This is a genomic window from Hydrogenovibrio thermophilus (assembly GCF_004028275.1).
In the GTDB taxonomy this organism is placed as follows: Bacteria; Pseudomonadota; Gammaproteobacteria; order Thiomicrospirales; family Thiomicrospiraceae; genus Hydrogenovibrio; species Hydrogenovibrio thermophilus.
This window is the reverse complement of the sequence record NZ_CP035033.1, coordinates 2,134,989-2,160,475: the sequence shown is the minus strand read 5'-3', so window position 1 is coordinate 2,160,475 and position 25,487 is coordinate 2,134,989. Positions and strand designations below refer to the sequence as shown.

The 25,487-nt window shown below is 53.3% G+C and carries 21 protein-coding genes; 7 read left to right on the top strand and 14 right to left on the bottom strand.

Annotation, left to right across the window (positions count from 1 at the left end; all coding sequences use genetic code 11):
* Positions 1-10 precede the first annotated feature (10 nt).
* Entirely contained in the window at positions 11-2,785 is a 2,775-nt protein-coding gene (locus tag EPV75_RS10120) for a methyl-accepting chemotaxis protein (RefSeq protein WP_128385307.1), read from the bottom strand.
* A gap of 398 nt (positions 2,786-3,183) precedes the next feature.
* Between EPV75_RS10120 and EPV75_RS10115 the strand changes: the two genes are divergently transcribed.
* On the top strand, positions 3,184-4,200 hold the full coding sequence (locus EPV75_RS10115) for a hypothetical protein (protein ID WP_128385306.1): 1,017 nt from the start codon (positions 3,184-3,186) through the stop codon (positions 4,198-4,200).
* 160 nt (positions 4,201-4,360) lie between these two features.
* Here EPV75_RS10115 and EPV75_RS10110 read toward each other — a convergent pair whose 3' ends face one another.
* Positions 4,361-5,050 (bottom strand): YggS family pyridoxal phosphate-dependent enzyme, encoded by a 690-nt coding sequence (locus tag EPV75_RS10110; protein WP_128385305.1) that lies wholly within the window; start codon positions 5,048-5,050, stop codon positions 4,361-4,363.
* Between the two features lie 236 nt (positions 5,051-5,286).
* Here EPV75_RS10110 and ppk2 point away from each other — a divergent pair, with 236 nt between their 5' ends.
* Entirely contained in the window at positions 5,287-6,078 is a 792-nt protein-coding gene (ppk2, locus tag EPV75_RS10105; protein ID WP_029938777.1) for a polyphosphate kinase 2, read from the top strand.
* A gap of 40 nt (positions 6,079-6,118) precedes the next feature.
* Entirely contained in the window at positions 6,119-6,346 is a 228-nt protein-coding gene (locus EPV75_RS10100; protein WP_029938776.1) for a hypothetical protein, read from the top strand.
* A 74-nt stretch (positions 6,347-6,420) separates the two neighbouring features.
* Here EPV75_RS10100 and EPV75_RS10095 read toward each other — a convergent pair whose 3' ends face one another.
* The 6 genes from EPV75_RS10095 to EPV75_RS10070 all read right to left on the bottom strand — a co-directional run bounded on the left by EPV75_RS10095 (position 6,421) and on the right by EPV75_RS10070 (position 11,434).
* Positions 6,421-7,008: a hypothetical protein gene (locus EPV75_RS10095; protein WP_128385304.1), complete on the bottom strand. Its 588-nt coding sequence runs from the start codon at positions 7,006-7,008 to the stop codon at positions 6,421-6,423.
* A 9-nt stretch (positions 7,009-7,017) separates the two neighbouring features.
* Positions 7,018-8,304 carry a dihydroorotase gene (locus tag EPV75_RS10090; RefSeq protein ID WP_029938774.1) on the bottom strand — a complete coding sequence of 429 codons (1,287 nt, stop codon included), beginning with the start codon at positions 8,302-8,304 and terminating at the stop codon, positions 7,018-7,020.
* Entirely contained in the window at positions 8,301-9,320 is a 1,020-nt protein-coding gene (locus EPV75_RS10085) for an aspartate carbamoyltransferase catalytic subunit (protein WP_128385303.1), read from the bottom strand. Before EPV75_RS10085 ends, EPV75_RS10090 begins: the two co-directional genes overlap by 4 nt.
* A complete protein-coding gene (ruvX, locus tag EPV75_RS10080) occupies positions 9,317-9,766 on the bottom strand; it encodes a Holliday junction resolvase RuvX (protein ID WP_029938772.1) in 450 nt (149 codons plus the stop codon). Before ruvX ends, EPV75_RS10085 begins: the two co-directional genes overlap by 4 nt.
* Complete coding sequence (locus EPV75_RS10075) at positions 9,759-10,325, bottom strand: YqgE/AlgH family protein (protein WP_029938771.1); 567 nt, start codon at positions 10,323-10,325, stop codon at positions 9,759-9,761. Before EPV75_RS10075 ends, ruvX begins: the two co-directional genes overlap by 8 nt.
* Positions 10,326-10,390: 65 nt before the next feature.
* Positions 10,391-11,434 carry an FAD:protein FMN transferase gene (locus tag EPV75_RS10070; protein WP_128385302.1) on the bottom strand — a complete coding sequence of 348 codons (1,044 nt, stop codon included), beginning with the start codon at positions 11,432-11,434 and terminating at the stop codon, positions 10,391-10,393.
* 206 nt (positions 11,435-11,640) lie between these two features.
* Here EPV75_RS10070 and EPV75_RS10065 point away from each other — a divergent pair, with 206 nt between their 5' ends.
* Complete coding sequence (locus EPV75_RS10065) at positions 11,641-14,289, top strand: methyl-accepting chemotaxis protein (protein WP_128385301.1); 2,649 nt, start codon at positions 11,641-11,643, stop codon at positions 14,287-14,289.
* A gap of 71 nt (positions 14,290-14,360) precedes the next feature.
* Here the strand turns inward: EPV75_RS10065 and gshB are convergent, their stop codons facing one another.
* The 5 genes from gshB to metK all read right to left on the bottom strand — a co-directional run bounded on the left by gshB (position 14,361) and on the right by metK (position 19,751).
* On the bottom strand, positions 14,361-15,332 hold the full coding sequence (gene gshB, locus EPV75_RS10060) for a glutathione synthase (RefSeq protein WP_128385300.1): 972 nt from the start codon (positions 15,330-15,332) through the stop codon (positions 14,361-14,363).
* On the bottom strand, positions 15,329-16,648 hold the full coding sequence (gene gshA, locus EPV75_RS10055) for a glutamate--cysteine ligase (RefSeq protein WP_128385299.1): 1,320 nt from the start codon (positions 16,646-16,648) through the stop codon (positions 15,329-15,331). The genes gshB and gshA overlap by 4 nt, the downstream gene beginning before the upstream one ends.
* A gap of 233 nt (positions 16,649-16,881) precedes the next feature.
* Positions 16,882-17,637: a 16S rRNA (uracil(1498)-N(3))-methyltransferase gene (locus tag EPV75_RS10050; RefSeq protein ID WP_128385298.1), complete on the bottom strand. Its 756-nt coding sequence runs from the start codon at positions 17,635-17,637 to the stop codon at positions 16,882-16,884.
* A gap of 13 nt (positions 17,638-17,650) precedes the next feature.
* Positions 17,651-18,508: a methylenetetrahydrofolate reductase [NAD(P)H] gene (gene metF / locus EPV75_RS10045; protein ID WP_128385297.1), complete on the bottom strand. Its 858-nt coding sequence runs from the start codon at positions 18,506-18,508 to the stop codon at positions 17,651-17,653.
* A gap of 85 nt (positions 18,509-18,593) precedes the next feature.
* Positions 18,594-19,751 carry a methionine adenosyltransferase gene (metK, locus tag EPV75_RS10040; RefSeq protein ID WP_128385296.1) on the bottom strand — a complete coding sequence of 386 codons (1,158 nt, stop codon included), beginning with the start codon at positions 19,749-19,751 and terminating at the stop codon, positions 18,594-18,596.
* 345 nt (positions 19,752-20,096) lie between these two features.
* Between metK and EPV75_RS10035 the strand changes: the two genes are divergently transcribed.
* The 3 genes from EPV75_RS10035 (at position 20,097) to EPV75_RS10025 (ending at position 23,888) form a co-directional block, all read left to right on the top strand.
* Positions 20,097-21,896, top strand: a complete 1,800-nt coding sequence (locus EPV75_RS10035; protein ID WP_128385295.1) for a GGDEF domain-containing protein — start codon at positions 20,097-20,099, stop codon at positions 21,894-21,896.
* 196 nt (positions 21,897-22,092) lie between these two features.
* Complete coding sequence (purE, locus tag EPV75_RS10030; RefSeq protein ID WP_029938762.1) at positions 22,093-22,605, top strand: 5-(carboxyamino)imidazole ribonucleotide mutase; 513 nt, start codon at positions 22,093-22,095, stop codon at positions 22,603-22,605.
* A gap of 164 nt (positions 22,606-22,769) precedes the next feature.
* A complete protein-coding gene (locus EPV75_RS10025; RefSeq protein ID WP_128385294.1) occupies positions 22,770-23,888 on the top strand; it encodes a 5-(carboxyamino)imidazole ribonucleotide synthase in 1,119 nt (372 codons plus the stop codon).
* 20 nt (positions 23,889-23,908) lie between these two features.
* Here the strand turns inward: EPV75_RS10025 and EPV75_RS10020 are convergent, their stop codons facing one another.
* Entirely contained in the window at positions 23,909-25,405 is a 1,497-nt protein-coding gene (locus EPV75_RS10020; RefSeq protein ID WP_128385293.1) for an NAD(P)H-hydrate dehydratase, read from the bottom strand.
* Positions 25,406-25,487 lie beyond the last annotated feature (82 nt).

The following is a 25,487-nucleotide window of genomic DNA, read 5'->3' as shown; positions in this document are numbered from 1 at the left end:
AATGTGGTTTTTAAAAATCGTTCCAGTCGTCCTCCGGTTCCGAGGGGGACTGGGGCGTGGCGGCGGCGAGATCCAGGTCTGGGTGTTCTTGTTTAATCGGCGCCGAGGCCTGGTGGATTCGGGTAACCTTGTTCGGCTGTGGTTGACTGGATTCAGGCGCTTGAATTTCAGGTTTAATGGCTTTTTGCGGTCGGCTTTCACCCATTGATATTTCATCTTCCAGTGCATGAATGTGCTCAATCACTTCGAGACTGAGGCCTTCCAGTTTTTGCATTTCGTCATTGGCTTGTTCCATATCGCCGATGTCTTTCAAATCGAAAATGCGGCCGATGAAGGCATGCAGGTTGGCGTGGGATTTTTCCAGTACCTGAAAAGACGGCAAGCTTTGATACGTCTGACCTTCTTGATAGAGCCAGGTGCCGAGGGGGCAGAGCGTCGGGTCATCGGCCGATTGTCGGTTGAAGTCGATCTCGAAGTCGTTCAGGTAAGCACGTACTTTGACTCGCCACTGGCGGTGCGCGCGGCGAGCAGCAGCAAAGTCGAAGTTACCGACTTTCAGGGCATTGTGTTCGTGTGTGGGCGGTTTCAAGGTGAATTGGGCGACATTGGATTCCATGGACTCCGCCATGCCGCTGAGGTCTTCGGCCATGGCGGTGGTTTCCTCGACCAGTGCCGCATTTTCCTGAACGGCACTGTCGATGTCGGCGATGGCCTGGTTGGCTTGTTTGACGCCTTCCGATTGCTCGTGGCTGGACACGGCAATGTCGTCAATCATTTCGTTAACGTTTTCGATGGCGGCGACAATGTTATGCAGTTCTTCGCCGGAGGCACGAACCTGGTCGGTGCCTTCCGATACTTTGGAAACCGTGTCTTCAATCAACTGGCGAATATCACGTGCCGCTTCCGAACTTTTACCCGCCAAACTACGCACTTCGCCGGCGACGACGGCAAAGCCTTTGCCGTGCTCGCCGGCACGGGCGGCTTCCACGGCGGCGTTCAGCGCCAATAGATTGGTTTGGAAAGCGATGCTGTCGATCAAACCGATGATTTCGTTTATTTTCTGGCTGGATTCGTGAATTTGCTTCATCGAGTCTTCCGCTTTGCTCATGACGGTTTCACTTTGCGCCGCTTGGCGTGCGGTGGTCTGGGTGACCTGACTCGATTTGCCGGCATTATCGGCGTTTTGTTGTACGGCTGAGGTCATCTGTTCCATGCTGGCGGCGGTTTGCTGCAAAGAGGCGGCCTGGGACTGAGTACGCTCGTTCAAACTCAAACTGGATTGGCTGATTTCATTGGCGCAGGTGTTGACATTATGGATGGCGATGCGGGTCTGGTTCATCATATTGGAGAGATTTTCCACGGCAACATTCAGACTGTCTTGTAATAGGGCGAATCGGCCTTTGAATTCACCTTGCATGTGCTGGGTCAAATTGCCTTCCGAGAGCGCGACCCCTAGGTCCACCGCTTGGCTGATCGGGTGTTCGATGGTTTCCATCATTTCATTGATGGCGCCACTTAGCTCTCGGGCCAGCCCCGACACACGGCTCAGGTCGATGCGTTGATCCAACAGTCCGTTTTTGGCCGCGTTGACCGTTTTCTGTACCTGGTTAATCAACTGGATTTCCTGGGTTTTATCTCGCCATTCCGCCAAAGTGGCGGTGCGGCTACCGGCACGATTGAAAATGGGAATGGTGTTCACTTCCAAATGGGTGTCGCCGATTTGGATGTTGGCGACATAAGGCTCTTTCAATTCGTTGAGCAATTGACGTTGATGCTGGGCGTTGTGGTGAAAAATATCGATGTTCTGGCCAATGAGGTTGCCGGCCTCGAATTGTGGGAGATACTCTTTGAGCTTGGCTTCTTCCGTCTGCATGAAACGCTGCATTTCATCGTTCATATAAACGATGTTGAGGTTGGCGTCGGTAATCATCAAATTGCTGGAAATCTGGTTGATGGCGGTTTGCAGTTTGGCCGCTTCATCGACTTTGGCCTGATTGTCTTCAATCGCATAGCGAATCGAAATGGCGGCTGAAATCACTGGGTTGATGAGTTGCCCGACGAAGTGTTTAGGGCGATGGCAGCTCATATTGATCGGTTCGTTGGCGGAGACATTTTGCAGGGCTTTTTGAATGCTTTGTTGAAAACGGGACAGCCGTAAACCGTAAAGAAAGGCGGGAATCAACATCATGGCGCTGATGGCCGCCAATAATCCGACGGACAAAAAGTGTTGCGTCAGCCAGATAAACGGGATGACGGCAAAAACCGTCATCAAGAGCGTCAGTTGCCATTGCGGCGCCATTTGAGCCATCCAATTCATCTGTGGCCAGTTGATGCCTTGATAGACTTTACCGTACTGGATATGACGTTTTCCGGCATTGATTTGGCGGTAGGCTTCGGCTGTGGCGGCTTTCTCGGATTCCGAGACGTGGGTCCGAAACGATAGATACCCGACGTGCCGGTTGTTTTCATAAATGGGCGACACATTGGCTTTGACCCAGTAGTAACCGCCGTCTTTGCGGCGGTTTTTCACCACTTGCGACCAGGTCGCCCCCATTTTCAGGGTGTGCCACATGTCTTTGAACACCCGCTTGGGTACATCCGAGTGGCGTACGATGTTATGAGGTTGGCCAATCAACTCTTCCCGGCTGAAACCGCTGGCCAGCTCAAAGGCATCATTCACTTCGGTAATGGTGCCGTGCAGGTCGGTCTTGGAGACGAGAGCGATATTGTCGGGAACGATGTATTCGTTTTCAGGGGCGTGTGTTTCAGGGTGTGCTGGGTTCATGTTGCCGTCCATCCTGTCGCAGGTTGTTATGCGTTGATTATTATGGAATTTTTTATATAAGTATATTAGCGTAGGTTGATAAATTCATCAATGAAATTAAGGTTTTTATTTCTTATTGATTAATAAAGAAAATTAATATTTGATTCGAAAAAGTGCGGATGTTCGAATTTGAACGTCGCCTTAAAACCTTATAGAATGGGCGTTGGAAAGGGACTTAAATCTAATTGATTGATTTTAATGAAAAATCGTTAAAGTCTTTTTCGTTTTGGCCGTTAAAACCGATACACACCGAAAATATAATCAAATGGTGTTGAATAATAACAATAGCCCAGTGTGGTTTCCGAGCCTTGTCATGAACGAGTGTTATCGTGAAACGTTGTCAGAAAAGGAAGATTAGTATGTCACTCATTAAGCCACAAAACGATTACATCAGTTCGTTGCTGAATAGTGCGTCGAACAACAAGTCCGCCAATGGTTTGGAAGGATTGTTCAAAGCCAGTCAGCAAGCCGATGAAAAGGCGCTGGAAAACAGTCAGGCACTGCCGAACCTGTCGGATTTCTTTTCCGCTTCCCCTCAAGGTTTGCAGGCGGTTTCTGGCAGTACCCAATACCAGCAATCTTACGCCTACAGTCAAACCATGACGATGCAGATTCAAACGCAGGAAGGTGATACGGTACAGGTCGACTTCCGTCAGTTGTATGCTCAATACCAATCCTACAAAAGTGAATACGGTCAGGAAGAAGGACCGTCCGGCGCACGTTATTTTGAAAGCACCGAAGAAATGGAAGCCACCGCGTTTGAAGAACGTTTTGGTTTTTCGGTACAAGGTGATTTGAACGAAGACGAACTGAATGCCATTTTCGATGTGTTCGAGAAAGTGGACGCCTTGTCGAATGAATTCTTCAACGGCGATATCGAAAAGGCCTTTGCCAAAGCGCAAGAGCTTGAAATCGACTTCGGGCAGATTCAATCCTTCAGTCTGGACATGCAGAAAACCGAAATGTATGCGGCTAATTATCAGCAGGCTCAGGCGTATCAGGGTGTGCAGGATACCGAAACCGGTGACGCCGTTTCGGGCGGTCAAATCGCTCAGTTACCGCCTTATCTGCAGAATATGCAGGATGCTGTTGAGAAGCTGGACGAGTTCTTTGCCAACGCACGTGAAAAATTCGATGAATGGCTGGCCGACAGTTTGGCGCAGCGTGCCGGAGAAGAAGGTCAGGCTGCAACCTGGTATGACCGTGTGAAAGAATTCCACGACCAGTTGGCGAACGCGGCCGGGTTGGATACGGTCACCTTAAAGCCGAGTGGTATTGAAGTGCCGGCCGGCCCGACGTTTGATTCAATGGATGACGCTTCCGGCAACGAAAGCGCTGATAGCGAAGCGGCTGAAACCACTCAAGATACCGAGTAATCGGCCGATAACGTTATTAATCGGGATACGTGCCGCGCTTAGAAAAGGCACGATGTCGATGGCCGGTATGGCAGTTTTCGTGCCGGTTCAAAAAGGAGAGCGCCGAACAGAAATGTTCGGCTTTTTCGTTTTTGGATTTGGGTTTCGGATTTTTGGCGGACTAGGCGTAGTTGCGTGCGCCGAAAATATCGGTTCCAATCCGCACCAGGGTGCTGCCTTCCATAATCGCCGCTTCCAGATCGGCGGACATGCCCATCGACAAAGTGTCCAATGGCGCCTGCGGAAAACGCTGTTGCATTTCCGTCAGCAAGTCGCGCAGTTGGCGAAAGGGCTCGCGCTGGGCTTCCATTGACTCAGTACGGGCCGGAATCGCCATCAAACCACGCAACGAGAGGTTTGGCAACGCCATCACTTCTTCGGTCACGTCGAGGATTTCTTCCGGTCGGAATCCGGACTTGGAAGCTTCCTCGCTGACGTTCACTTCAAGTAATATCTGCAAATCGCCCAGGCCTGGTGGTCTTTGCGCCGACAGACGTTTGGCGATTTTCAAACGATCCACACTGTGTACCCATTGGAAATGCTCGGCAATAGGCTTGGTTTTATTGGACTGGATGGGGCCGATAAAATGCCATTCCAAATCCGGTCGTTGAGCGATTTTTTCCAAGGCTTCCTGCACATAGTTTTCACCGAAGGCTTTTTGTCCGGCCTCGGCCAGGGCTTCGATGTCGGCCAGCGGTTTGGTTTTGCTGACGGCCAGCAGAGTGACCGGGTCATGGCGACCGCTGTCTTTACGGGCGGTTTCGATTCGGTTTAAAACCTGTTGATAGCGGCTGAGCAGTGTGTTGTTCATCTCGTTTCCTGCGGATTGGAAGGCGTGAATCATGAATAATCTTAACGTTCATTTTAACATTTCCAAGGTCGGCTGTCGGCTTCTTGCCGGGATAAGCGCGCCTTATTCCGGACAATTGAATGGTTTTTATGGTACTGAGCGGTCGGCGGGCGTAGAATGAAAAAAATACACCTAAAAAAATTGGTTGCATCGGTTGCGGTCATTCATCGAAAACGTTTTGAGTCAGAGGAAGCTTCATGAAGAAAATCAAATCCAGCGACGTAAATTATCCCTATAAAGAAAAATTGAGCCGTTCGGAATACGAAGAAACCAAAGAACAGTTGCAAATCGAGTTGTTGAAATTGCAGAAGTGGATCAAGCACAATGGGGAGCGCTTGATCATTTTGTTCGAAGGGCGTGACGCGGCCGGGAAAGGTGGCACCATCAAACGGATTATGGAGCACCTTAATCCTCGTGGCGCACGTGTGGTGGCGTTGGACAAGCCCAGCGAAACCGAAAAAGGACAATGGTACTTTCAACGCTACATTCAGCACTTGCCGACCTCCGGCGAAATGGTTTTGTTCGACCGTTCCTGGTATAACCGTGCGGGCGTGGAGCGGGTCATGGGCTTTTGTACCCCGCCGCAATACAATCAGTTCATGCACCAGGCACCGGAGTTCGAACGGATGATTACCGCCAGCGGGATTCATTTGATGAAGTTTTGGTTTTCGGTGGGGCGTGACGAGCAACTACGCCGGTTTAACGCACGCAAAAACGATCCGTTGAAACAATGGAAGTTGAGTCCAATGGACTTGGCGTCCCTGGACCGATGGGAGGACTACACGCGTGCCAAGGAAGACATGTTTTTTTACACGAATACCAATGAAGCGCCTTGGACGGTCATCAAGTCGAACGATAAGAAACGCGCGCGCTTGGAAGCCATGCGTTATGTGTTGAACTATTTCCCTTACGACGATAAGAACGAAGACATTTTGCAACCCGATCCGTTGATTCTCAGCAGCGGCGAAGACGTATTTAAAGAAGACTGAAGCCAAGGCTTCATTTGAACTGAACGAAAGGAATTTCATCATGACGAAAATGCATTATCACGGCCATGCGAAAGAAGTGGTGGCCCGGTTTCAACGGATGTTGAACCAGGAACAAAAAGACGCCATCGGCGAAGAGCATTTCGAAGAGTTGGAGATGCTGATCAGCGCCGCTTTGGGGGTGGTGCATTCGGAGCAGTCGCATCGCGCCGCCAAGTTGTTGGAAGAATACGCCCACGAGTTGCGACGTCAGTCCAGCGAAGTGGAATAAGCCGACAAATAAGCCGTATCGATTTCCGCAATCCGCGACAGCCGGTCGAATTGTTTAGACGGTGTTGGTCGGTCTCACGCGGTGGTGGGCAGGTGGTCGCAGTCCACTTGTTGCCAATGCGGCGGTGGCGTCCATTGTGACCAAAGGTCGCCGAGGCGGCCATCGAAACAGCCCGGTAACGCGGCTTCACTGCACAGCCGGTTGGGGATTTTCCAATCCTCCAACAGGGTCGCGGCACCAATGGCCTGAGCCGGAAAATCCGGGAATAAGAAACGGGCCGGTTTCACCACAAAGGGAAAGGCCGATTCGCTGGCCAATACCGCGCGGACATCAAACGTTTCCCGGAACCGGTCGGCCAGATAAAATACCGTGGCTAAGGCTTGATGGCTTCCGGTAATCAACACCGGTTGCGATGGGGATAAGCTTGCGGTGAGGTCGTTTAAAAACGCCCAGGCCTGGGTGTTTTTCGGTTGTAATTCGGCGGGTTTGGGAAAAGGCTGTTCGGTCATGAACAGCAGTTTATTCCCCTGTTGCCTGAATAAAAGAGCCTGTCGTTCGCCGTCGGTGACGGCGAAGTTGACCGGACGTTCGGTCTCGTCGTCTTGTTCAACCTCAATCAGATAAAAGCCGTTCGGCTGTTCCTGTTGCCCAATCCAACGCACGTTATCGTCTCAGACCTGGTTATTGCGGTAGACCGGACGGCCTTGGAAGTAAGTGGCTTCGATTTCACCATTGAACTCCCAGCCGCTGAAGGGTGAATTGTCGCCCTGACTAATCATTTCCGAGCGCTCCAGCGTCCAGATGGCCTCCGGGTTGTACAGGCTGAAGTCGGCGTAATGCCCCTCGATTAAACTGCCGTTTTGAATACCGAGAATGTCGGCCGGACGTTGTGTTAAAGCCGCCAGTGCGGTGTGAATGTCCAAAACGCCTTCCTGTACCAGTTTCATGGTCAACGGCAGCAGGGTTTCCAATCCGCTGATGCCCGGTTCGCTTTCGCCGAATGGTAATAGTTTGACGTCGCGGTCAAGCGGCGTATGGTCGCTGACGATGGCGTCGATGATGCCGGTTTTGACGCCGAGACGCAACGCTTCCTTGTCTTCATGGGTGCGTAGCGGAGGCGAAACATGGAACAGGGAATCAAAGTCCATCACATCGTATTCGGTCAGGTGCAGTTGGTGAATTGCCACGTCGCAGGTGACTTGCATGCCGCGCTTTTTCGCATCGGCAATCATTTCCACCGAACGAGCGGTGGAAATTTGCGATATGTGGATGCGTGCGCCGGTTTCCTCGGCGAGAATCAGATTACGCGCCAGCGCGGTGGTTTCCGCCGAGGCTGGGATTTCAGGCAAACCGAGACGACTGCTGATGACGCCGCTGTGCACTACGCCCTTGTTTTTCAGTTGCGAGTTTTCGCAGCGCATCATCAAGAGCACGTCATTACTGACGGCATAGGCCATAGCGTTTTTCAGCGTCAAGGCATTCTGAATCGGCTGGGCGGCTTGGCTTAAGGCGATGCAGCCGGCGTTTTTCAATGCCGCCATATTGCTGAGCATTTTGCCTTCCAATCCTTGCGTGATGGCACCCAGCGGCAGAACGAAAGCTGTGGCGGCCTGGCGAGCGCGGCGCTGAATCAGTTCGGTCACCGCCTGGGTGTCGTTGACCGGGTTGGTGTCCGGCGGGCAGCAGATGGTGGTGATGCCGCCGGCCACGGCGGCTTTGGTTTCGGAGGCGATGCTGCCTTCGTAGCGACTGCCGGGTTCGGCCAGACGAGCATGCAAATCCACCAGGCCTGGGAAAATCCACTTGCCGGTGCCGTCAATCGTTTGGTCCGGCGAGAAGCCTTCCGGTGCCGTGTCGCTGATGGCTTGGATGCGGCCGCGTGCAATATACAGATTGGTGACCTGGTCAAGTGACTGACTGGGGTCGATGATTCGGGCATTTTCGATTAACAGTCTCAAGCTTCTGTCTCCTCTGTCGCTTTCGCTTCACTCAGCTTGCTTTCGTTCAATTGTCTCGCGTTTTCGATGATGACACTCATCACCGCCATGCGCACGGCGATGCCGTAGGTGACCTGTTCGAGTATCACCGATTGGTGTCCGTCCACGACTTCGGAGTCGATTTCCACCCCACGGTTGACCGGGCCGGGATGCATCACGATGGCGTCGGGCTTGGCGTAGCCCAGACGTTCCTTGGTCAGGCCGTACAGGTTGAAGAATTCCTTGCCGCTGGGTAGCAGGGCGCTTTTCATGCGTTCGCTTTGCAGGCGGACGTTGATGATGACGTCGACGCCGTCCAGGCCTTCTTCAATGTGTTCATAGACGTGGACGCCGAGCGCTTCCGGATGTGACGGCATCAGGGTTTTCGGGCCGATGACGCGGATCTCGCGCGCTTCGAGAATGCTCAAGGCTTGAATCTGCGAGCGCACCACGCGGGAATGTTGCACGTCCCCGATGATGGCGACCTTCAGGTCGTAGATATCGCCTTTGTGTTTGCGGATGGTGAACATGTCGAGCATCGCCTGAGTCGGGTGGGCGTGCTGGCCGTCACCGGCATTGACCACGTGGACGTGAGGGGCGACGTGTTTTGCGATGAAATGGGCGGCGCCGCTTTCGCTGTGGCGCACCACGAAGACATCGGCCAGCATGGCTTCCAGATTCCAAAGGGTGTCCAGCAGGGTTTCCCCTTTTTTGGTGGATGAGGTTTCGATATTGAGGTTCACCACATCGGCGGACAAACGTTTTTCGGCGATTTCGAAAGTGGTCAGCGTGCGCGTGCTGGGTTCGAAGAACAGGTTCATGATGGTCTTACCGTGCAGATTCGGCACTTTTTTGATTTGGCCGGAGGTCGGATCGATGAAACTTTCCGCAACGTCCAGGATTTCCGTCAAATGATGTTGCTTGAGGCCTTCCAGTGTCAGGAAATGGCGCAGCTTTCCTTGTTCATTGAGTTGGATGTTGGGGGTTGTGAGTCTCATGATGTTTCCTTCTGTGTCGTGAGCGCGTCTAACCAGTTTTCAAGAATAATTTGGGCCGCATGGTCGTCAATCGGTTGGGTTGTGTTTTTGGCGCCGGCGTTGCGTTGTTCCGCTTCGATCGAGCTGAGTTGTTCTTCGATATAAAACACCGGCGTATGGTAGCGGCCGCTGAGGCGTTGGCCGAATTTTCGAGCCGGTTGCGTCAAGGCCTGTTCTTCGCCGTTCAATCGCATGGGTAATCCCACCACCACCGCCTGGGGCTGCCAGGTTTCGAACAGGCGAGTGATGTGTTCCCAGTCCGGTTTGCCGTCCCGGCTCTGGACGATGGCTTCCGGCGTGGCGGTGCGGGTAATGGTTTGGCCAACGGCCACACCGATGCGCCGCAAACCGAAGTCGAACCCCAGAATAACGCCGTCGAGCGTTTGGGGATCGATGGCCTTAGTCATGGCCGGCGTCCATGCTGAGCGATTCCGGTGAAATCCCCAGTGTGTTGAGTGCGACTTGCCATTTTTTCTTGGTCGGCACATCAAACAGCAGGGCTTCGTTATAGGGAATCGTCAGCCAGTTATTGGCTTGGATTTCTTCATTGAGTTGCCCCGCTTCCCATCCGGCGAAGCCAAGACACACCACCAGTTTCTCGGGCGCATCACCGCTGGCGAGTGACTTGAGAAAGTCTTCCGAGACGGTCATCGCCAATCGGTCGCGTAATGGCAGGCTTTTTTGCCAGTGCCCCTGCGGTTCGTGCAGGATAAAGCCGTGCTCCATGTCGATGGGGCCGCCCATCATGATGTTCTGTTCCAAAAGTGGCGACGGATGCTCAATGGTGAGCTCAAAATGTTCCAGCAGTTGTTCGACGGTCAAACCGTGTTCCAGGTTGACGACCAGCCCCATCGAACCGTGTTCGTTGTCCTCGACGATGTACACCAGCGTTTTGTCGAACCAGCTGTCGGCCAGGTTCGGCATGGCGATGAGAAAATGATGTTCGAGAGAGTTCAGCTGTTCCATAGCCGTAAATTATATCAGCTTGCCAAATCGCGTTGATTTTTTAGTGGCCGGTTTTGACGGTTTTTTTACGAGTTTTTCGCATCCAGCAAGTGCAAACGTTTTTTCATGGTCGGTGTGGCGTAGGTTTGGCGGTTTCCGTCCACCATAAAGGCTTCGGTGATGCCCATCTGACGGGCGATTTTTTCCCAGCCGGACGGCCCGGCAATCATCAGGGCCGTGGCGGCGGCGTCGGCGGTGGTGGCATCCGGGTGCACCACCGTCACGGAAATGAAGTGGTCCGCCGGGTAACCGGTATTCGGGTTAATGATGTGGCTGTAACGCTTGCCTTTCCAGGTGAAGTAACGCTGATAGGTGCCGGACGTGACGATGCTTTCGTCGCCGTTGATTTGCAGGCTTGCCAAGGCAGTCTTCGGGTGGTCCGGGTCTTGAATGCCGATGCGCCAGGCCTGGTGGTTTTCCGGGTTTTTCGAACCGATGATGCGCATGTCGCCGCCGATGTTGACGATGGCGTTTTCAATGCCGGCGTGCAATAAACTTTCAATCGCCAAGTCGAGCGCCAATCCTTTGGCATTGCCGCCGAAGTCGAGACGCACATTCGAGTTTCGACTGTAAAGGGTGTTGCCTTTGAAATAAATGTCGCGAATGGACGGGCGCGATTTTAGCCAGGCCTGGAGGGTTTCTTCACTGGGCGGCGGCCCGTGCCAGTCTTCGGAGTGAAAGCCCCAGAGCTCAATCAATTGTCCGATGCCGGGATCGAACAGATAATCCGATTCGGCGGCGAGGGTTTGCGATTTGAGAATAAAGCGTTTGACACTGTCGGCAATGGTAATCGGTTGTCGGGCGGCGATGGCGTCGTTGATGTTGCCGAGAATGCCGCCTTTTTCCCAGGCGTGCCAATCCTGATTGAATTGCTGGAAGGTGGCTTCGATGCCTTGAATGGCGTGTTCGGCTTTGGCTTGCGGCGCGTCGACGATTTCGACCCGCACTTCGGTGCCGAATACGTAAAACACTTCCTGAACGGTTTGGGTGGGCGGAGAACAGGCGGTCAGTCCCCAAAAGGCGAGGACAGCGATGGCGAAGTGTTTGAATGGAAAACCGTTGAATTTCATATGGAATTTACTTGAAATGTATTGGATAAAACAAAATTTGGGTTTTTATAAAATATGTTTATAATGAGAAAAGGTTCATCCGCGTAAACAAATATTCGTGATTGTTAAAACGTATTAACCCTCGAATTTCCGATGAAAATGTCCGCGATGACCAGAGTATTCAGTGTGGTTATTCTAACCCTTAAAGGGTGAAAGAACGGTTAAAAATGAAAAAAGTAGAGCTGACAGGAAACGAACGAGAGGTGAAGCCGGGGTCGACGATTATTTCGACGACGGATTTGAACGGAACCATTGTTGAGTGCAACGACGACTTTGTCGACATCTCCGGTTATACCCGCCAGGAGTTGATTGGACAGCCGCACAATATTTTGCGGCACACGGATGTTCCGGCGGCGGTGTTCAAAGATTTATGGCAAACGCTCAAGCAAGGCAAACCCTGGACGCAGTATGTCAAAAACCGTTGTAAGAATGGCGATTTCTATTGGGTGAAAGCCAACATCACGCCGGTATTGCGAGCCAACGAGCTGGTTGGGTATCAATCGGTTCGGACACGCATTTCCGATGCGGAAAAGGCCTCGGCCGAGGCGCTTTACAAACAGATTCAAAATGGCAAGGCGTCGATTCGTCAGGGCTATTTGATGAGCCCGTCCCGACGTTTCAATCTCTTCCATCACATTCATCCGGTCAACGTCATGGTGTCGTTGATTGTGTTCTTAATCGCCTTGCAAGCCGTGACGTCGGCCGGGTTGTTGACGATTCCGGCGGCGGTCGGTTTGCCCGTCGCGGCGATTCTGTTGGTGGGCACCTTTATGGGGCGGCGTTATGTTTTCTCCCGCTTGAAGAAAGCGCGCCAAATCATGACGCAAGTGCGCAGCGGCAATTTCCATTCCGATTTGGAGACCTACGGTTTTCATTCCCTGAGCGGGGTGTTGGCCTCGGTGAAAATGATGCAGACGCAAGTCGGTGCGGAAACCGCACAACGCACCCGCCAGCTGCATGAAAACACCCGATTGAAGGTTGCGCTCGACAGCGCCACCACTAATATGATGGTGGCCGACCAAAATAACGACGTCATCTATTTGAACCACGCCCTCCACGATTTATTGAAACGTCACGCCTCGGCGATTGCCGAAGAAGTGCCCGGGTTCGATGCCGATAATTTGGTGGGTAAATCGATTGATGTGTTCCATCGCCATCCCCAGCATCAAAAACAGTTGTTGGCGAATTTGACCGATCGGCACGTGGCGGAAATTTCGGTCGGAAATTTGATTTTGAAATTGACCATGCAACCGGTCATCAATGATGAGCAAAAACGCATCGGCACCATTGTCGAGTGGATGGATTTAACACAGCAACGTAGCATTGAAGAGACTTTGAACAATGCCTTGTCATTGGCCTCGAAAGGGCATACCGACATCAAATTGAACACTCAGGGGTTGGAAGGGTTCTTCCACACCACGGCGACGGACATCAATGCCTTGTTGGCCACAATGAACGGGGCGTTGGAAGACATGGTCGGGGTGATGGTCAATCTGGCGTCCGGCAATATGACCACGCGGGTGGAAAAAGATTTGCAAGGTTCCTTGGCGGCGATGAAAGGCGCGATGAATGTGTCGCTGGATAATTTGAGCGTCATCATGCTGCAAATCAAAGAAGTGGCGGCGTCGGCCAGTAATGCGTCCAGCGATTCGGCCAAGGCCGCCAACGATTTGTCGGTGCGTACTCAGCAAGCGGCCGCCACGCTGGAAGAGTTGAACGCCACCATGCAGAACATCAACCAGTTGCAGATTGAAAACACCCAATCCTTAACCGAAGTATCCGGCTTGACGCAACAAACCATGCAGGAAAACGATAAGGCCGGCGAAGTGATGTTGGCGTCGGTGGAAGCCATGGACAGCATTCGGGAAACCTCCGCCAAAATCGGTGACATCATCGGCATGATCGACAGCATCGCTTTCCAAACCAATTTGCTGGCGTTGAATGCTGCGGTGGAAGCGGCGCGTGCCGGCGAACACGGGCGCGGTTTTGCGGTGGTGGCGAATGAGGTGCGCACGTTGGCCGCCAAGTCCGCCGATGCCGCGCAGGAAATCAAAAAACTGATTGAGGATTCCGGGCAACGCATCAATGAGGGTGCCGACCGGGTTCAGCAATCGCATGAAGTGTTCAAACAAGTCAATGAGAGTGTCGCCAAAATCGGAAGCACTCTGGAGACGGTGACGGCTTCCATCAGCGACCAGCAGCAAAGTGTGTCGGAAGTGACCCGCGCCCTCGGGTCCTTGGATGAAAACATTCAAAACAACGCCGCGCTGGTGGAAGAAACCTCTGCGTCGGCGGAATCCTTACATGACCAAGCCAGTCTACTGACCAACGAAGTACAGAAATTCCAAATCAGTGAAAGCCTGATGCAGGGGAAAGCGCAAAGTTATCCGGCGGTACACGGTGTCCGGCTGTCCGAAGCCCGTCAGAAAATGCGCATCTGGCGTACCATGATTCAATCTTATTTGTGCGGCATGGAGGTGGACATCGACTTGCAAGCGGCGGTGGATCCGGGCCGTTGCAGTGTCGGTCAGGCGTTGGGGCAATTATTGAGCGCCGACCCCTCTCTGGAAGCCTTGGATCAAATGAAGGAAGTCGTGGAGCTGCACACTCGACAGCACAATCTGGTGAAGTTGGTGCTGGAGTGTCGCGACGCCAAGAATCTACCGGAAGATTTCAACACCTTGTCCCTGCAGGACGGCATGTTGGATGAATTCGTCATCGTCACCGAGAAGCTCGATAAGGCGCTCGGCGTTTTGGAGCAGGTGGTGTTCGAGCACAGTCGCACCGAACCGCTCCCGGCGTTACGCGCCGGATAAACGGAAAAACGCCCAGGCCTGGGCGTTTTTCATCTTCGAATTCAACAAACGTAATCGGTGCGCAATCGGTTTTAAGCCGGTGGCATTAAGCTTTCGAGGTGGTCAAACAGTTCACCGGCGATGTTCAGTCCGTATTGTTCGTCCAACTCCCGAATGCAAGTCGGGCTGGTGACGTTGATTTCGGTGATGTAATCGCCGATGACGTCCAAACCGACGAAATGCAGCCCTTTGCGGCGCAAGGTCGGCGCAATCTGTTCACACAACCATTCATCCCGCTCCGTTAACGCCATGCCCACACCTTGGCCGCCGGCGGCGATATTGCCACGGGTTTCCCCTTCGGCGGGAATGCGCGCCAGCGCATACGGCATGGGGTCGCCATTCACTAATAGAATACGTTTGTCGCCCTGTTTGATTTCCGGCAGATAAATTTGCGCCATAATGTGATGACGCCCGTGGTCGGTCATGGTTTCGATAATGACGTTGATGTTCGGGTCCTGTGCGGTGACCCGGAAAATCGACGCGCCGCCCATCGCATCCAAAGGCTTCAAGATGACATCCTGATGGTCTTGGACGAATTGCTTCAAGCGAGCGGCCTCGGCGGCGACCAGTGTCGGCGGAATGCATTGCGGAAACCAACTGGCGAACAGTTTTTCATTGGCATCGCGCAGGGATTGCGGTTTGTTGATCACCAGCACGCCCTGTGCTTCGGCCAGTTCCAGCATATGGGTGGCATATAGATAGTCGTTATTGAACGGCGGATCCTGACGAATCAGAATAATATCCAATTCGCTCAAATCGGTTTCATGGCTGGCGCCGAAGCCATAGAACTGCGAAGTGGTATCGCTTTTGGCTCGGTCCCAGACTTTCAGTTCGGTGGTTTCGGCAAACGGCCGACCGTTCTTTAAAAACAGATCGGTCGGTTCCATATAATGCAATTGGTGGCCGCGGCGCTGGGCTTCCAGCAGCATGGCGAAGGAACTGTCTTTATAAGGTTTGATGTCCGCGATCGGATCCATCACAATGCCGACGTTCAATAAACTCATGAGGCGGCCTTTTTTTCGTTGGCGGCTTCGCGTTTGGCATCGGCGATTTCACGTGCCGCGGCCAGCAAGGCCAGACGGGCCACTACGCCGTAGGCATAGAAGCGGTTCGGGCTGGCATCCGGAGCCTGGGTTTGGTCCGGCATCACGCAGGAAGTCGCAAACGACAGGGATTCGAAATGCATGCCCGGCGAATTCAAATTGTCGGTGGCGGTTTTACCGGTGTGTACTCGGTAAAAGCCTCCGACCACTTGGTTATGAATCATGTAGACCACCGGTTCCGCCACGGCGTCATTGATGGTTTCGTGGGTGTAAACACCTTCCTGCACCAGCATTTGTTTGGCAACCAATCCTTCCTTGGCGGAGGACATCTTGTTGCGTTGTTTGCGGTTGAGGTTCAGAACGTCTTCCGGGGTATCGACCGACATGATGGCCATGCCATAAGTGCCGCTGTCGGATTTGACGATGGCAAACGGCTTACAGGCGATGTCGTGCTGGTCATAATAACGTTGGGTTTCCTGCAAGACGGTATTGACCGCGCCGGCCAGACATTCCAGACCTTCACGCTCCTTAAAGTCCACCGGACCGCATTGCATCGACATGGGGTTAATCAACCAAGGGTCGATGTCGACCATTTTCGAAAACTCGTTGGAGACGTTTTTGTAGTGGTCGAAATGCTCGGTTTTAAAGCGATCGGCCCAGCCCAGGTCCAGCGGCGGCAGTAAGGTTTGATCGATGTTCTCCAGAATTTCCGGGCGGCCGCTGGACAAATCGTTGTTCAACAGGACGGCGCATGGGAAGAAGTCGTTGACCCCGACGCGGTCGCCCTGTTTTTCCAAAGGACGAAGCACCAGCGTTTTGCCGGACGGCAGCTCGATTTCGGTGCGCTCGGTGATTTCCGGGTTCAGGCTGCCGATGTGCACTTCGTAGCCGGCGGCAATCAGGATTTCCTGCAAGACCGCGAGGTTTTCCAGATAAAACTGGTTTCGGGTATGGTTTTCCGGAATCAGCAGAACGCCGTCGGCAATCGGACAGGCTTGGGTGACGGCGCTTTGCGCGGCTTGAATGGCCAAAGGGCGTAAGTCGGGGTGCAGGTTGTTGAAACCGGCCGGGAACAGATTGGTATCAACCGGCGCCAGTTTATAACCGGCGTTGCGCAAATCCACCGATGCATAGAAAGGCGCGGGCGTTTCTTTAAATTGTTTTCGGAACCAGCATTCGATGTCCGCCTGGTGATTCAGCAAATGTTCTTCCAGTTCCAGAAGGGGACCGGTGAGGGCCGTTTGCAGGTGGGGGACTTGATTGGTTGATAATGGCATAGTGTTCTCGAATGTTAAACAGTAAAGGTTATGAGAGCTTTGTACGAGATGATTACACGGATAAAAATGGTTAAAAACCGCCTGATTGTCGTTGTAAAACTTGCCAATAGCGAGCTATTAGCTGCGTTTTACGCCTTGAGCAGTCAGTTTTTTCCTCATTTTTCTCTCGCATCTCACTCATGCAAAGCTCTCATTATACAAAATCGTTTCCGGTTTGCAGGTCGCCGTTTGCGTCATGAAGCGGTCATCGGGGTGGTGAAATCCCCCCATAGCGTTTGCAAGGCGGCGAGAATCACCGGGGCGGCGGTTTCGGTGCGCAAAATGCGCGGCCCAAGTTGGATGGCCGTCAAGCCCGCGTCCACGGCCAAGTCGACTTCATCGTCCGTCAGACCGCCTTCCGGCCCGATGAACAAGTGAATGGGACTTTCCGCCAAACTTGGGTTTAATGTGGTCAGCGAGTGCTCCGCCGTGGGGCTGAGCACCAGTCCGCTCGGAGCATTCGCGGCTTTCAGCCAGGCCTGGTAGGTTTCGGGTTGGGTAATCTCCGGCACCACATTGCGGTTGGATTGCTCACAGGCGTTGATGGCGATGTCTTGCCATTGACGACGTTTTTTGTCCAGTTTGTCGCCGCTCAGCTTCACATCACAGCGTTCGGTGAACAGGGGCTGGATGCGGGTCACGCCAAGTTCCACCGCTTTCTGTATGCTGTAATCCATACGGTCGCCTTTGGAGATGCCTTGCAATAAAACCGTTTCCAACGGCGATTCGGTCACCGGCGACGCCGTACTTTCGATGACCACGTCGGCGGTGCGGCGGCTGGTGTGTAATAGCGTGGCTTGGGCACAAGTGCCACGTCCGTCAAAGACTTCGACCGGACGGTCATGTTTCAAACGCAACACCGTCAGGGCGTAATGCGCCTGATCCTTGTCTAAAGACAGGGTTCGCCCGGCGGTCAGATCGGCGGGCAGGTAGAAACGCGGAATTCTCATGACGAGCCCGAAATCAGCGGTCTTTAAACGTCAGTCGGCTGACGATGTTCAATACCGGTTTGGATTGGTTCATGCTGTAAAAATGCAGACCGGGGGCACCGGCGTCCAGCAAACGTTGTGACAGTTCCGTGACCACGTCTTCACCGAATGCCAGCAAACTTTCCTGGTCGTCTTCAAAGCTTTCCAGACGACATTTCAACCAACGGGGCACTTCCGCGCCACAGCCTTCGGAGAAACGCACCAGATTTTCATAGTTGGTGATCGGCATGATGCCAGGCACAATCGGCAGGTCGATGCCGGAGCGCTCGCAGTTGTCGATGAAGTACAGGTAGCTGTCGACATTGTAAAAATATTGGGTGATGGCAGAGTCGGCGCCTTGTTCAACCTTGTGCTTGAACCATTTGATGCCAATGTTGCAGTTACGCGCTTGCGGATGGGTTTCCGGATAGGCGGCCACTTCCAGCTTGAAGGTGTCGCCGCGCTCGCGTCGGATGAAGGCGATGAGGTCGCTGGCGTATTTGAATTCGCCCGGGTCCATCATGCCCGACGGCAGGTCGCCGCGTAGGGCGACGATGCGCTTGATGCCCATGGCTTCGTAAGTGTCGAGCAACTCCAGAACACTTTCCTCGGACGCGCCGATGCAGGTCAAGTGCGGCGCCGCTTCGTTATCGGTTTCGGTTTGGATGTAACGCACCGTATCGATGGTGCGGCTTTGGGTGGTGCCGCCGGCACCGTAGGTTACGGACATGTATTCCGGTTGAATCGGTGAGAGTTCCTGAATAACGGTTTTCAGCTTTTCCATGCCTTTTTCGGTGCGGGGCGGGAAGAATTCCAAGCTGAGTTTTTGTTCGTATTGTTGTTGTGACTGCATGTGTTTTCCTTGCGCTTTTCTGGATGACCGCCGTATTGAACGGCGGTCAGGCGATGAGGCGACCGGGGTCCGCGAAACAGGTCGCTTAGAGTCCGGCGTCGGCTTTCAGGGCCTCGGCTTTGTCGGTTTTTTCCCAGGTGAAATCCGGTAGTTCGCGGCCGAAATGGCCGTAGGAGGCCGTCTGGCGATAAATCGGGCGATACAGGTCGAGCATCGCGATTAAGCCTTTCGGGCGCAAATCGAAGTGCTCGCGCACCAGTTGCTCGATGCGGCTGACCGGAATGCGTTCCGTGCCGAAGGTGTCGATGCTGATGGAAGTCGGTTCCGCGACGCCGATGGCGTAGGAGACCTGAATCTCGCATTTGTCCGCCAAACCGGCCGCGACGATGTTTTTCGCCACATAACGGCCGGCATAGGCCGCGGAGCGGTCCACTTTAGACGGATCTTTGCCCGAGAAGGCACCGCCGCCGTGACGCGCCATGCCGCCGTAGGTGTCGACAATGATTTTACGGCCGGTCAAACCGGCATCGCCCACCGGCCCACCGATGACGAAACGCCCGGTCGGGTTGATGTGGTATTGAGTATCGGCATGGAGCCATTCGGCCGGGAGCACCGGCTTGATGATTTCTTCCATGACCGCTTCGTGTAAGTGTTTATTGTCGATGTCCGGTGAATGCTGGGTGGACAATACCACGGCATCGATGGCGACCGGTTGGCCGTTTTCATAGCGCAAGGTTACTTGGCTTTTGGCGTCCGGTCTCAACCAGTTCAGCTGGCCGGATTTGCGGCAGTCGGCTTGCTTTTCCATCAAGCGGTGAGCATAGAAAATCGGCGCCGGCATCAACACCTCGGTTTCGTTGGAGGCGTAGCCGAACATCAGGCCCTGATCGCCCGCACCTTGTTCGCGGTCGTCGGATTCGTCGACGCCCTGGGCGATTTCCGGGGATTGTTTACCGATGGAACTCAGCACCGCGCAGGTGCTGCCGTCAAAGCCTAAATCACCGTGGTTGTAGCCGATGTCGTTCACGACCTTTCGCACGAGTTCTTCCTGGTCAACCCAGGCTTCGGTGGTGATTTCACCGCCCAGCATAACCATGCCGGTCTTGACAAACGTTTCGCAGGCGACACGGGCTTTCGGGTCTTGCGCCAAAATGGCGTCCAGCATGGCATCTGAAATCTGGTCGGCGATTTTGTCTGGATGGCCTTCGGAAACGGATTCAGACGTAAACACTGTGGTGGTCATAGATAACTGTCCTCAAGTTCAAAATATTGCAAAGTTGAGATACGGAATATCAGGCGGGAAGGTGTGAACAAGCTCCTCGCTTTAGCCGTACTTATTTAGGCGCCCGCAAGCTGATGAGTCAAATCGGCGCTAGGCGCAATTTTCGTTAAATTGTGCGTCGGATGCAAGTTTTTTATTGGATTTTCGGTGATTTAGGCTTGGTTTTATTAAGGAAATTGCCGGGATGATTTGTTCGAATATCATCAAACTGTCATATTTGCGATATTGGCTTTTTGTTACCATCCGCTGCAAATTGGGTCTTTGGGCATGATGCTTTGAGGACGGAGAGTTTAAACGGAGTGAGTCGTGGAAAGAGTGACTTTGCCGGAAGCGAAATGCTCCGGCTTACAACATTCGCCATTGGGTCGGGAATTGAAAGATATTTTCGATCACCAACGGATTCAAACACATTTTCAGCCGATTGTCGGCCTGAAAACGCGTTCCGTGTTTGCGTTCGAAGCCTTAACGCGCGGACCGGATAATTCCGCCCTGTATTCGCCCGCTCATCTGTTTCGTTTGGCATCGGACCACGGTTGCTTGTTGGAAATGGATTTGATGGCCCGCCGGGTGTCCATCAAAAACTTTATGAAATCGGTGGCGCAGCATCAGAATCAGGTGAAGCTGTTCTTGAATGTGTCGGTCAGTTCGTTGATGAATGTCGACCATCGTTCCGGTTTGACGCTGGATTGCTTGAATTATTACGGTTTGAATATCCATCAAGTGGTGATTGAAATCACCGAATTGCAACCGGTGGAAGACAGCGGCCTGTTTCTGAACGCGATTCAACATTACCGCAAAATGGGGTTCAAGGTCGCCATTGACGACTTGGGCTCCGGTTACAACGGTTTGAAGCTGTGGTCGGAGGTCAAACCCGATTTCGTTAAAATCGACAAACACTTCATCGCCGACATCGACAAGCAAGCCGACAAGTATCGGTTTATGGAAACCATTCTGACATTGGCGAAGAGTCTCGGCACCAAAATCATCGCCGAAGGGGTGGAAACCGAAGCCGAGTTGCAGATTTTGGAAAAACTGGGTGTGGATTTCGTGCAGGGGTATCTGTTGAAGCGCCCGTCGCCGTCCACGGCCCTGACATTGGATTACAAGTGGAACGAAGTCGTTCAGGATGTGACCAATCCGAAAGAAACGGTCAAGCTGTTGTGCCGGGAAGCGTTCACCATGCCGTTGGACACCACCATCGATCAGATGACGGATGAACTGCTGCACCGTCCCGGTGTGGATTATGTGCCGATTGTCGAAAAAGGCCGGGTGCACGGCATGGTGTGGCGGCGCGAATTGACCGAACTGTTGGCGAGTAAGTTCGGGCGCGATTTGCACGGCCGTAAAAACATTGCCAAATTGATGGACCCGTCGCCATTGGTGTTCGATATCAATACGCCGTTGGTGGAGGCGAGTCGGGAAATCACTGAAAACGGTTCCTACGATAAGGGCACCTTTATTTTGACTGATAAGGGCAATTACAAAGGCTGTGGTTCCTTTATGGAATTGTTGCGGGTCATCACCGACTTGAAAATCCGCAGTGCGCAGTACGCCAATCCGCTGTCCGGTTTACCGGGCAATGTGCCGATTCAGAATATGATTCAGGAATACCTCGATCGTCAGTCGCCGTTTGTGGTGATTTACGTCGACGTCGATAACTTCAAGCCGTATAACGATTATTACAGTTTCGAACAGGGTGATCAGGTCATCAGCGCGGTGGCGCGGGTGTTGAAAGAGTCCCTCGGTGTGCAGGAAGCCTTTATCGGGCATGTCGGTGGGGACGATTTTGTGGTGGTGATGCCGGATATGCAATATGAAATGGTGTGTCAGCGCATTTTGAAAGGTTTCCAGTTCGCCAGTTTGAATTTTTACACTCAGGAAGACCGTCATCGCGGCGGCATCTATGCCGAGGACCGAGCGGGTGAAAAGGTGTTCTTTCCAATGATGTCGTTATCGCTGGGGGTGTTGCTGGTGCATCCCGGCGTGTTCGACCATACTCAAAAACTATCGTCTTACGCCACGCGCGCCAAAAAAGGTGCCAAATCCCAAGGGGGCAACACCTATTATGTGGTGGACTCCCGTCAAGTCGGGCTGATGCGCGCCTGACCGAGTCAATTCACTTCTTTTAAGCTTGCTTGAATCGTGTGATAGGATGTTGCTTTTGGCCAGGCCTGGTGGGTTTTGGTCGTTTAAAAAATCAGTCATAACAAAGACTTGGGTTTTACCCGCTGAGTCTTTTTTGCTTGCAAAGTGGTCAGGTTCATGTAAAATTAGCCGCTTTTTTCAAAACAGGTACGAAATTATGTCGACCGTGAAAACTGAAAATCAAACACCGTTGGTCGGTGTCATTATGGGGTCCAAATCGGACTGGCCCACCATGAAAAACGCCGTGGACATGCTGGAGCAATTCGGTGTGCCTTATGAGGTCAAGGTGGTGTCCGCGCATCGAACGCCGGATTTGATGTTTGAATACGCCCAAACGGCTGAAGCCCGTGGCTTGCAAGTCATCATTGCCGGTGCCGGCGGTGCGGCGCATTTGCCGGGCATGGTTGCCGCCAAGACCATCGTGCCTGTTTTGGGTGTGCCGGTTCAATCCCGTGCCTTGAGCGGTGAAGATTCGCTATTGTCCATCGTGCAGATGCCGGGCGGCATTCCGGTCGGTACCTTGGCCATCGGCGACGCCGGTGCCAAGAACGCCGGTATCCTGGCGTCGCAAATGGTCGGCACACATATCCCGGCTGTGCGTGAAGCCGTGCGCGCTTTCCGTGAAGCACAAACCCAGTTCGTGTTGGATAACCCGGATCCGCGCGACTGACGTTTCGCGAGTAGATTCCCTACCCAGTTCGCGGCTTTTCACGTAAAATACCTGTCTTGTCCTTTTCCGGTCGAATAACCGGAAAAGGCGCTCAATGTCATGCATGACCATCGGTCGAATGAACAAGTCATCACCACAGCAAACAACGGAAATTGAGGAGCGATATGACGCCTATCACAAAGAAAATCGGTGTTTTGGGAGCCGGCCAATTGGGTCGTATGTTGGCGATTGCCGGCTATCCGCTGGGGCAGAAATTCGGTTTTCTAGGCACCAGTCATGACGAACCGTCTGCCTTGCTGGGGCAGATGTACACTGATGAAGTTGAGTCCTTGAAAGACCTGGTCAAGTTTTCCGATGTGATGACCTACGAAAGCGAAAACACCTCGGTGGAAATGGTGCGCGAAATCGCTCGCAGTATTCCAGTGTATCCGGGCGAAAAATCCTTGTATTATTCTCAGCATCGCGGTCGTGAAAAAGGCTTGTTCGATGAACTGAGCATTCCGTGTGCGCCTTATCAAGTCGTCGATTCGTTGGAAAACCTGACTCAGGCGGTGGACGAAATCGGTTTGCCAGCCGTCCTGAAAACCACCACCGAAGGTTATGATGGTAAGGGGCAATTCGTCCTCAAAGAAAAGTCGCAAATCGACCAGGCCTGGAAAGCCATCGGCGGCCGGGAATTGATTTTGGAAGGGTTTATCGATTTCAGTCGCGAACTGTCGATTGTCGCGGTGCGCAACGCTGATAACGAACACGTTTACTATCCGTTGGTGCAGAACGTTCATCATGATGGCATTCTGCGTTACACCATTGCGCCGGCACGGCAAATTTCCGAAACCGTTCAGACGCAGGCGGAAGCCTATATGAAAGCCTTACTGGATAAACTGGACCACGTTGGCGTACTGACACTGGAGTTGTTCGAAACGGTCGATGGCTTGGTCGCCAATGAAATGGCACCGCGTGTCCACAACTCCGGGCATTGGACCATTGAAGGGGCTTTGACCAGCCAGTTTGAAAACCATGTGCGAGCCATCACCGGGCTGCCGTTGGGCGATACGTCGCCACGTCAACCGGTGGCGGCGATGATTAACATCATCGGCGAAACCGGTCCGGTGGCCGAGGTGTTGAAAATGCCGAACGCCTTTCTGCATTTGTACGATAAGGCCGAAAGAGCGGGGCGCAAGCTGGGGCACATCAACTTGGTCGCCGATTCGGAAGACGCGCTGTATGAACAGATCAAACAGTTGAGCGCGTTTTTGCCTGCCGAAGACAAGAGCGAATCTTAAGCAGACCTTAAACGATTTGGTTACGGATTTGGTTGCGCTTGGGTATAACTGAGCAGTTGACTCATGGTCAGTGCCAAGTCGGACGGAATCACGCCGGCCTGGCTGGTTTGGTTCGCCAGCACGTCGCCACTGTGGGCGTGCAGTGATACGCCCAAACACGCTGCTTCGAACAATCCCATGCCTTGCGCCAGAAAGCTGGTGATGGCACCAGTCAATACATCGCCCATGCCGCCGACTGCCATACCGGCGTTGCCCGCCGTACACAGTTCCATACGTCTCCCGTCATACACCAAAGTGCCGTTGCCTTTCAACACAACCACGCCGCCGTAACGTTTTTGCAATTCCATCACCGCTTTGAAGCGGTCTCGCTGGATGTCTGCGGTATCGGAGCCAAGTAAACGGGCGGCTTCGCCCGGGTGCGGTGTCAGCACCCAGTTAGGTTGTGTTTGCGGTTGCTTGGCCAGCAGGTTCAGTGCGTCGGCGTCCAGGACTTTGGGAGTGGATTTGGATGATTCGCTGGTTAGTATGGATTGGAATAAGGCCTGCGCCCAATCGTCCTGACCGAGGCCCGGGCCCAAGCCGATGGCATTGGTTTGCGGCAGAAGATCGGTTAAATCGTTTTGCGAATAAGTCATCAATTCCGGCTGCGCCTGGGTGAGGGCAACCAAGTGTTCCGGTTGCGTGACAATTTTCACCAGGCCTGCGCCGCTGGTCAAACTGGCCAAACCGGCCAGTTGGATGGCTCCCATCATATGGTGATTGCCACCGGTCAGCAATACCGTGCCTTGACGTCCTTTGTGGCTGGAGGCGGTGACCGGTGGACGTTGTCCCAACCAGTGCTTCAGAGAATGGTTTTGTGCGATGGGCGTTTGTCCTTGATAGCTGTCCCGGTTGAGGAACAACGGGCTGAAATGAATCTTGCCGGCGGTTTCCGGCCCCATGTGGGTGTATAGCCCCGGTTTTTGGGTGATGAAAGTGCAGGTGTGGGAGGCACGAATGGCCGTGCCGAGAATGTGACCCGTGTCGGCGTGGAGGCCGCTGGGAATGTCGATGGCGAGCACCGGCTTGTGGGCGTCGTTCACCTGCTGGAATATCTCGGCGAAGTCGCCGGAAACCGGTTGATTCAAACCGGTGCCGAAAACCGCGTCCACGACGATATCCGCATCCTGTAACCGGTCGCTCTGAAAGGTGGTGGGCGACAGCCCGAGGGCTTTGAGTTCCTGTAACGCCGCGAGAGCATCGCCGTGAATTTTCGTTTCATCTCCCAGCAGTACCGCCGTGACCTGACGACCTTCCAGCAGTGCGTATTGCGTCAGCACCCAGCCGTCGCCGCCGTTATTGCCACCGCCGCACAGTACGACAATTTTTTCAGCGTCCGGTTGGGTTTCTTTCAACGTTTGGTAGGCGAAATAGGCGGCACGCTTCATCAGCAGCAGGCCTGGCTGTTTTTGGGTTTCGATGGCGTAGCGGTCGATGGCACGGCTTTGAGCCGCAGTGTAAAAATCAATGGTCGGCATTCGGCACCTGCTGAGTTTGGAAGCGTGGTGGAAAAGACGATCGCGGTTTATGCGTCGTCATTTTGTTCATTATACGCTTGGT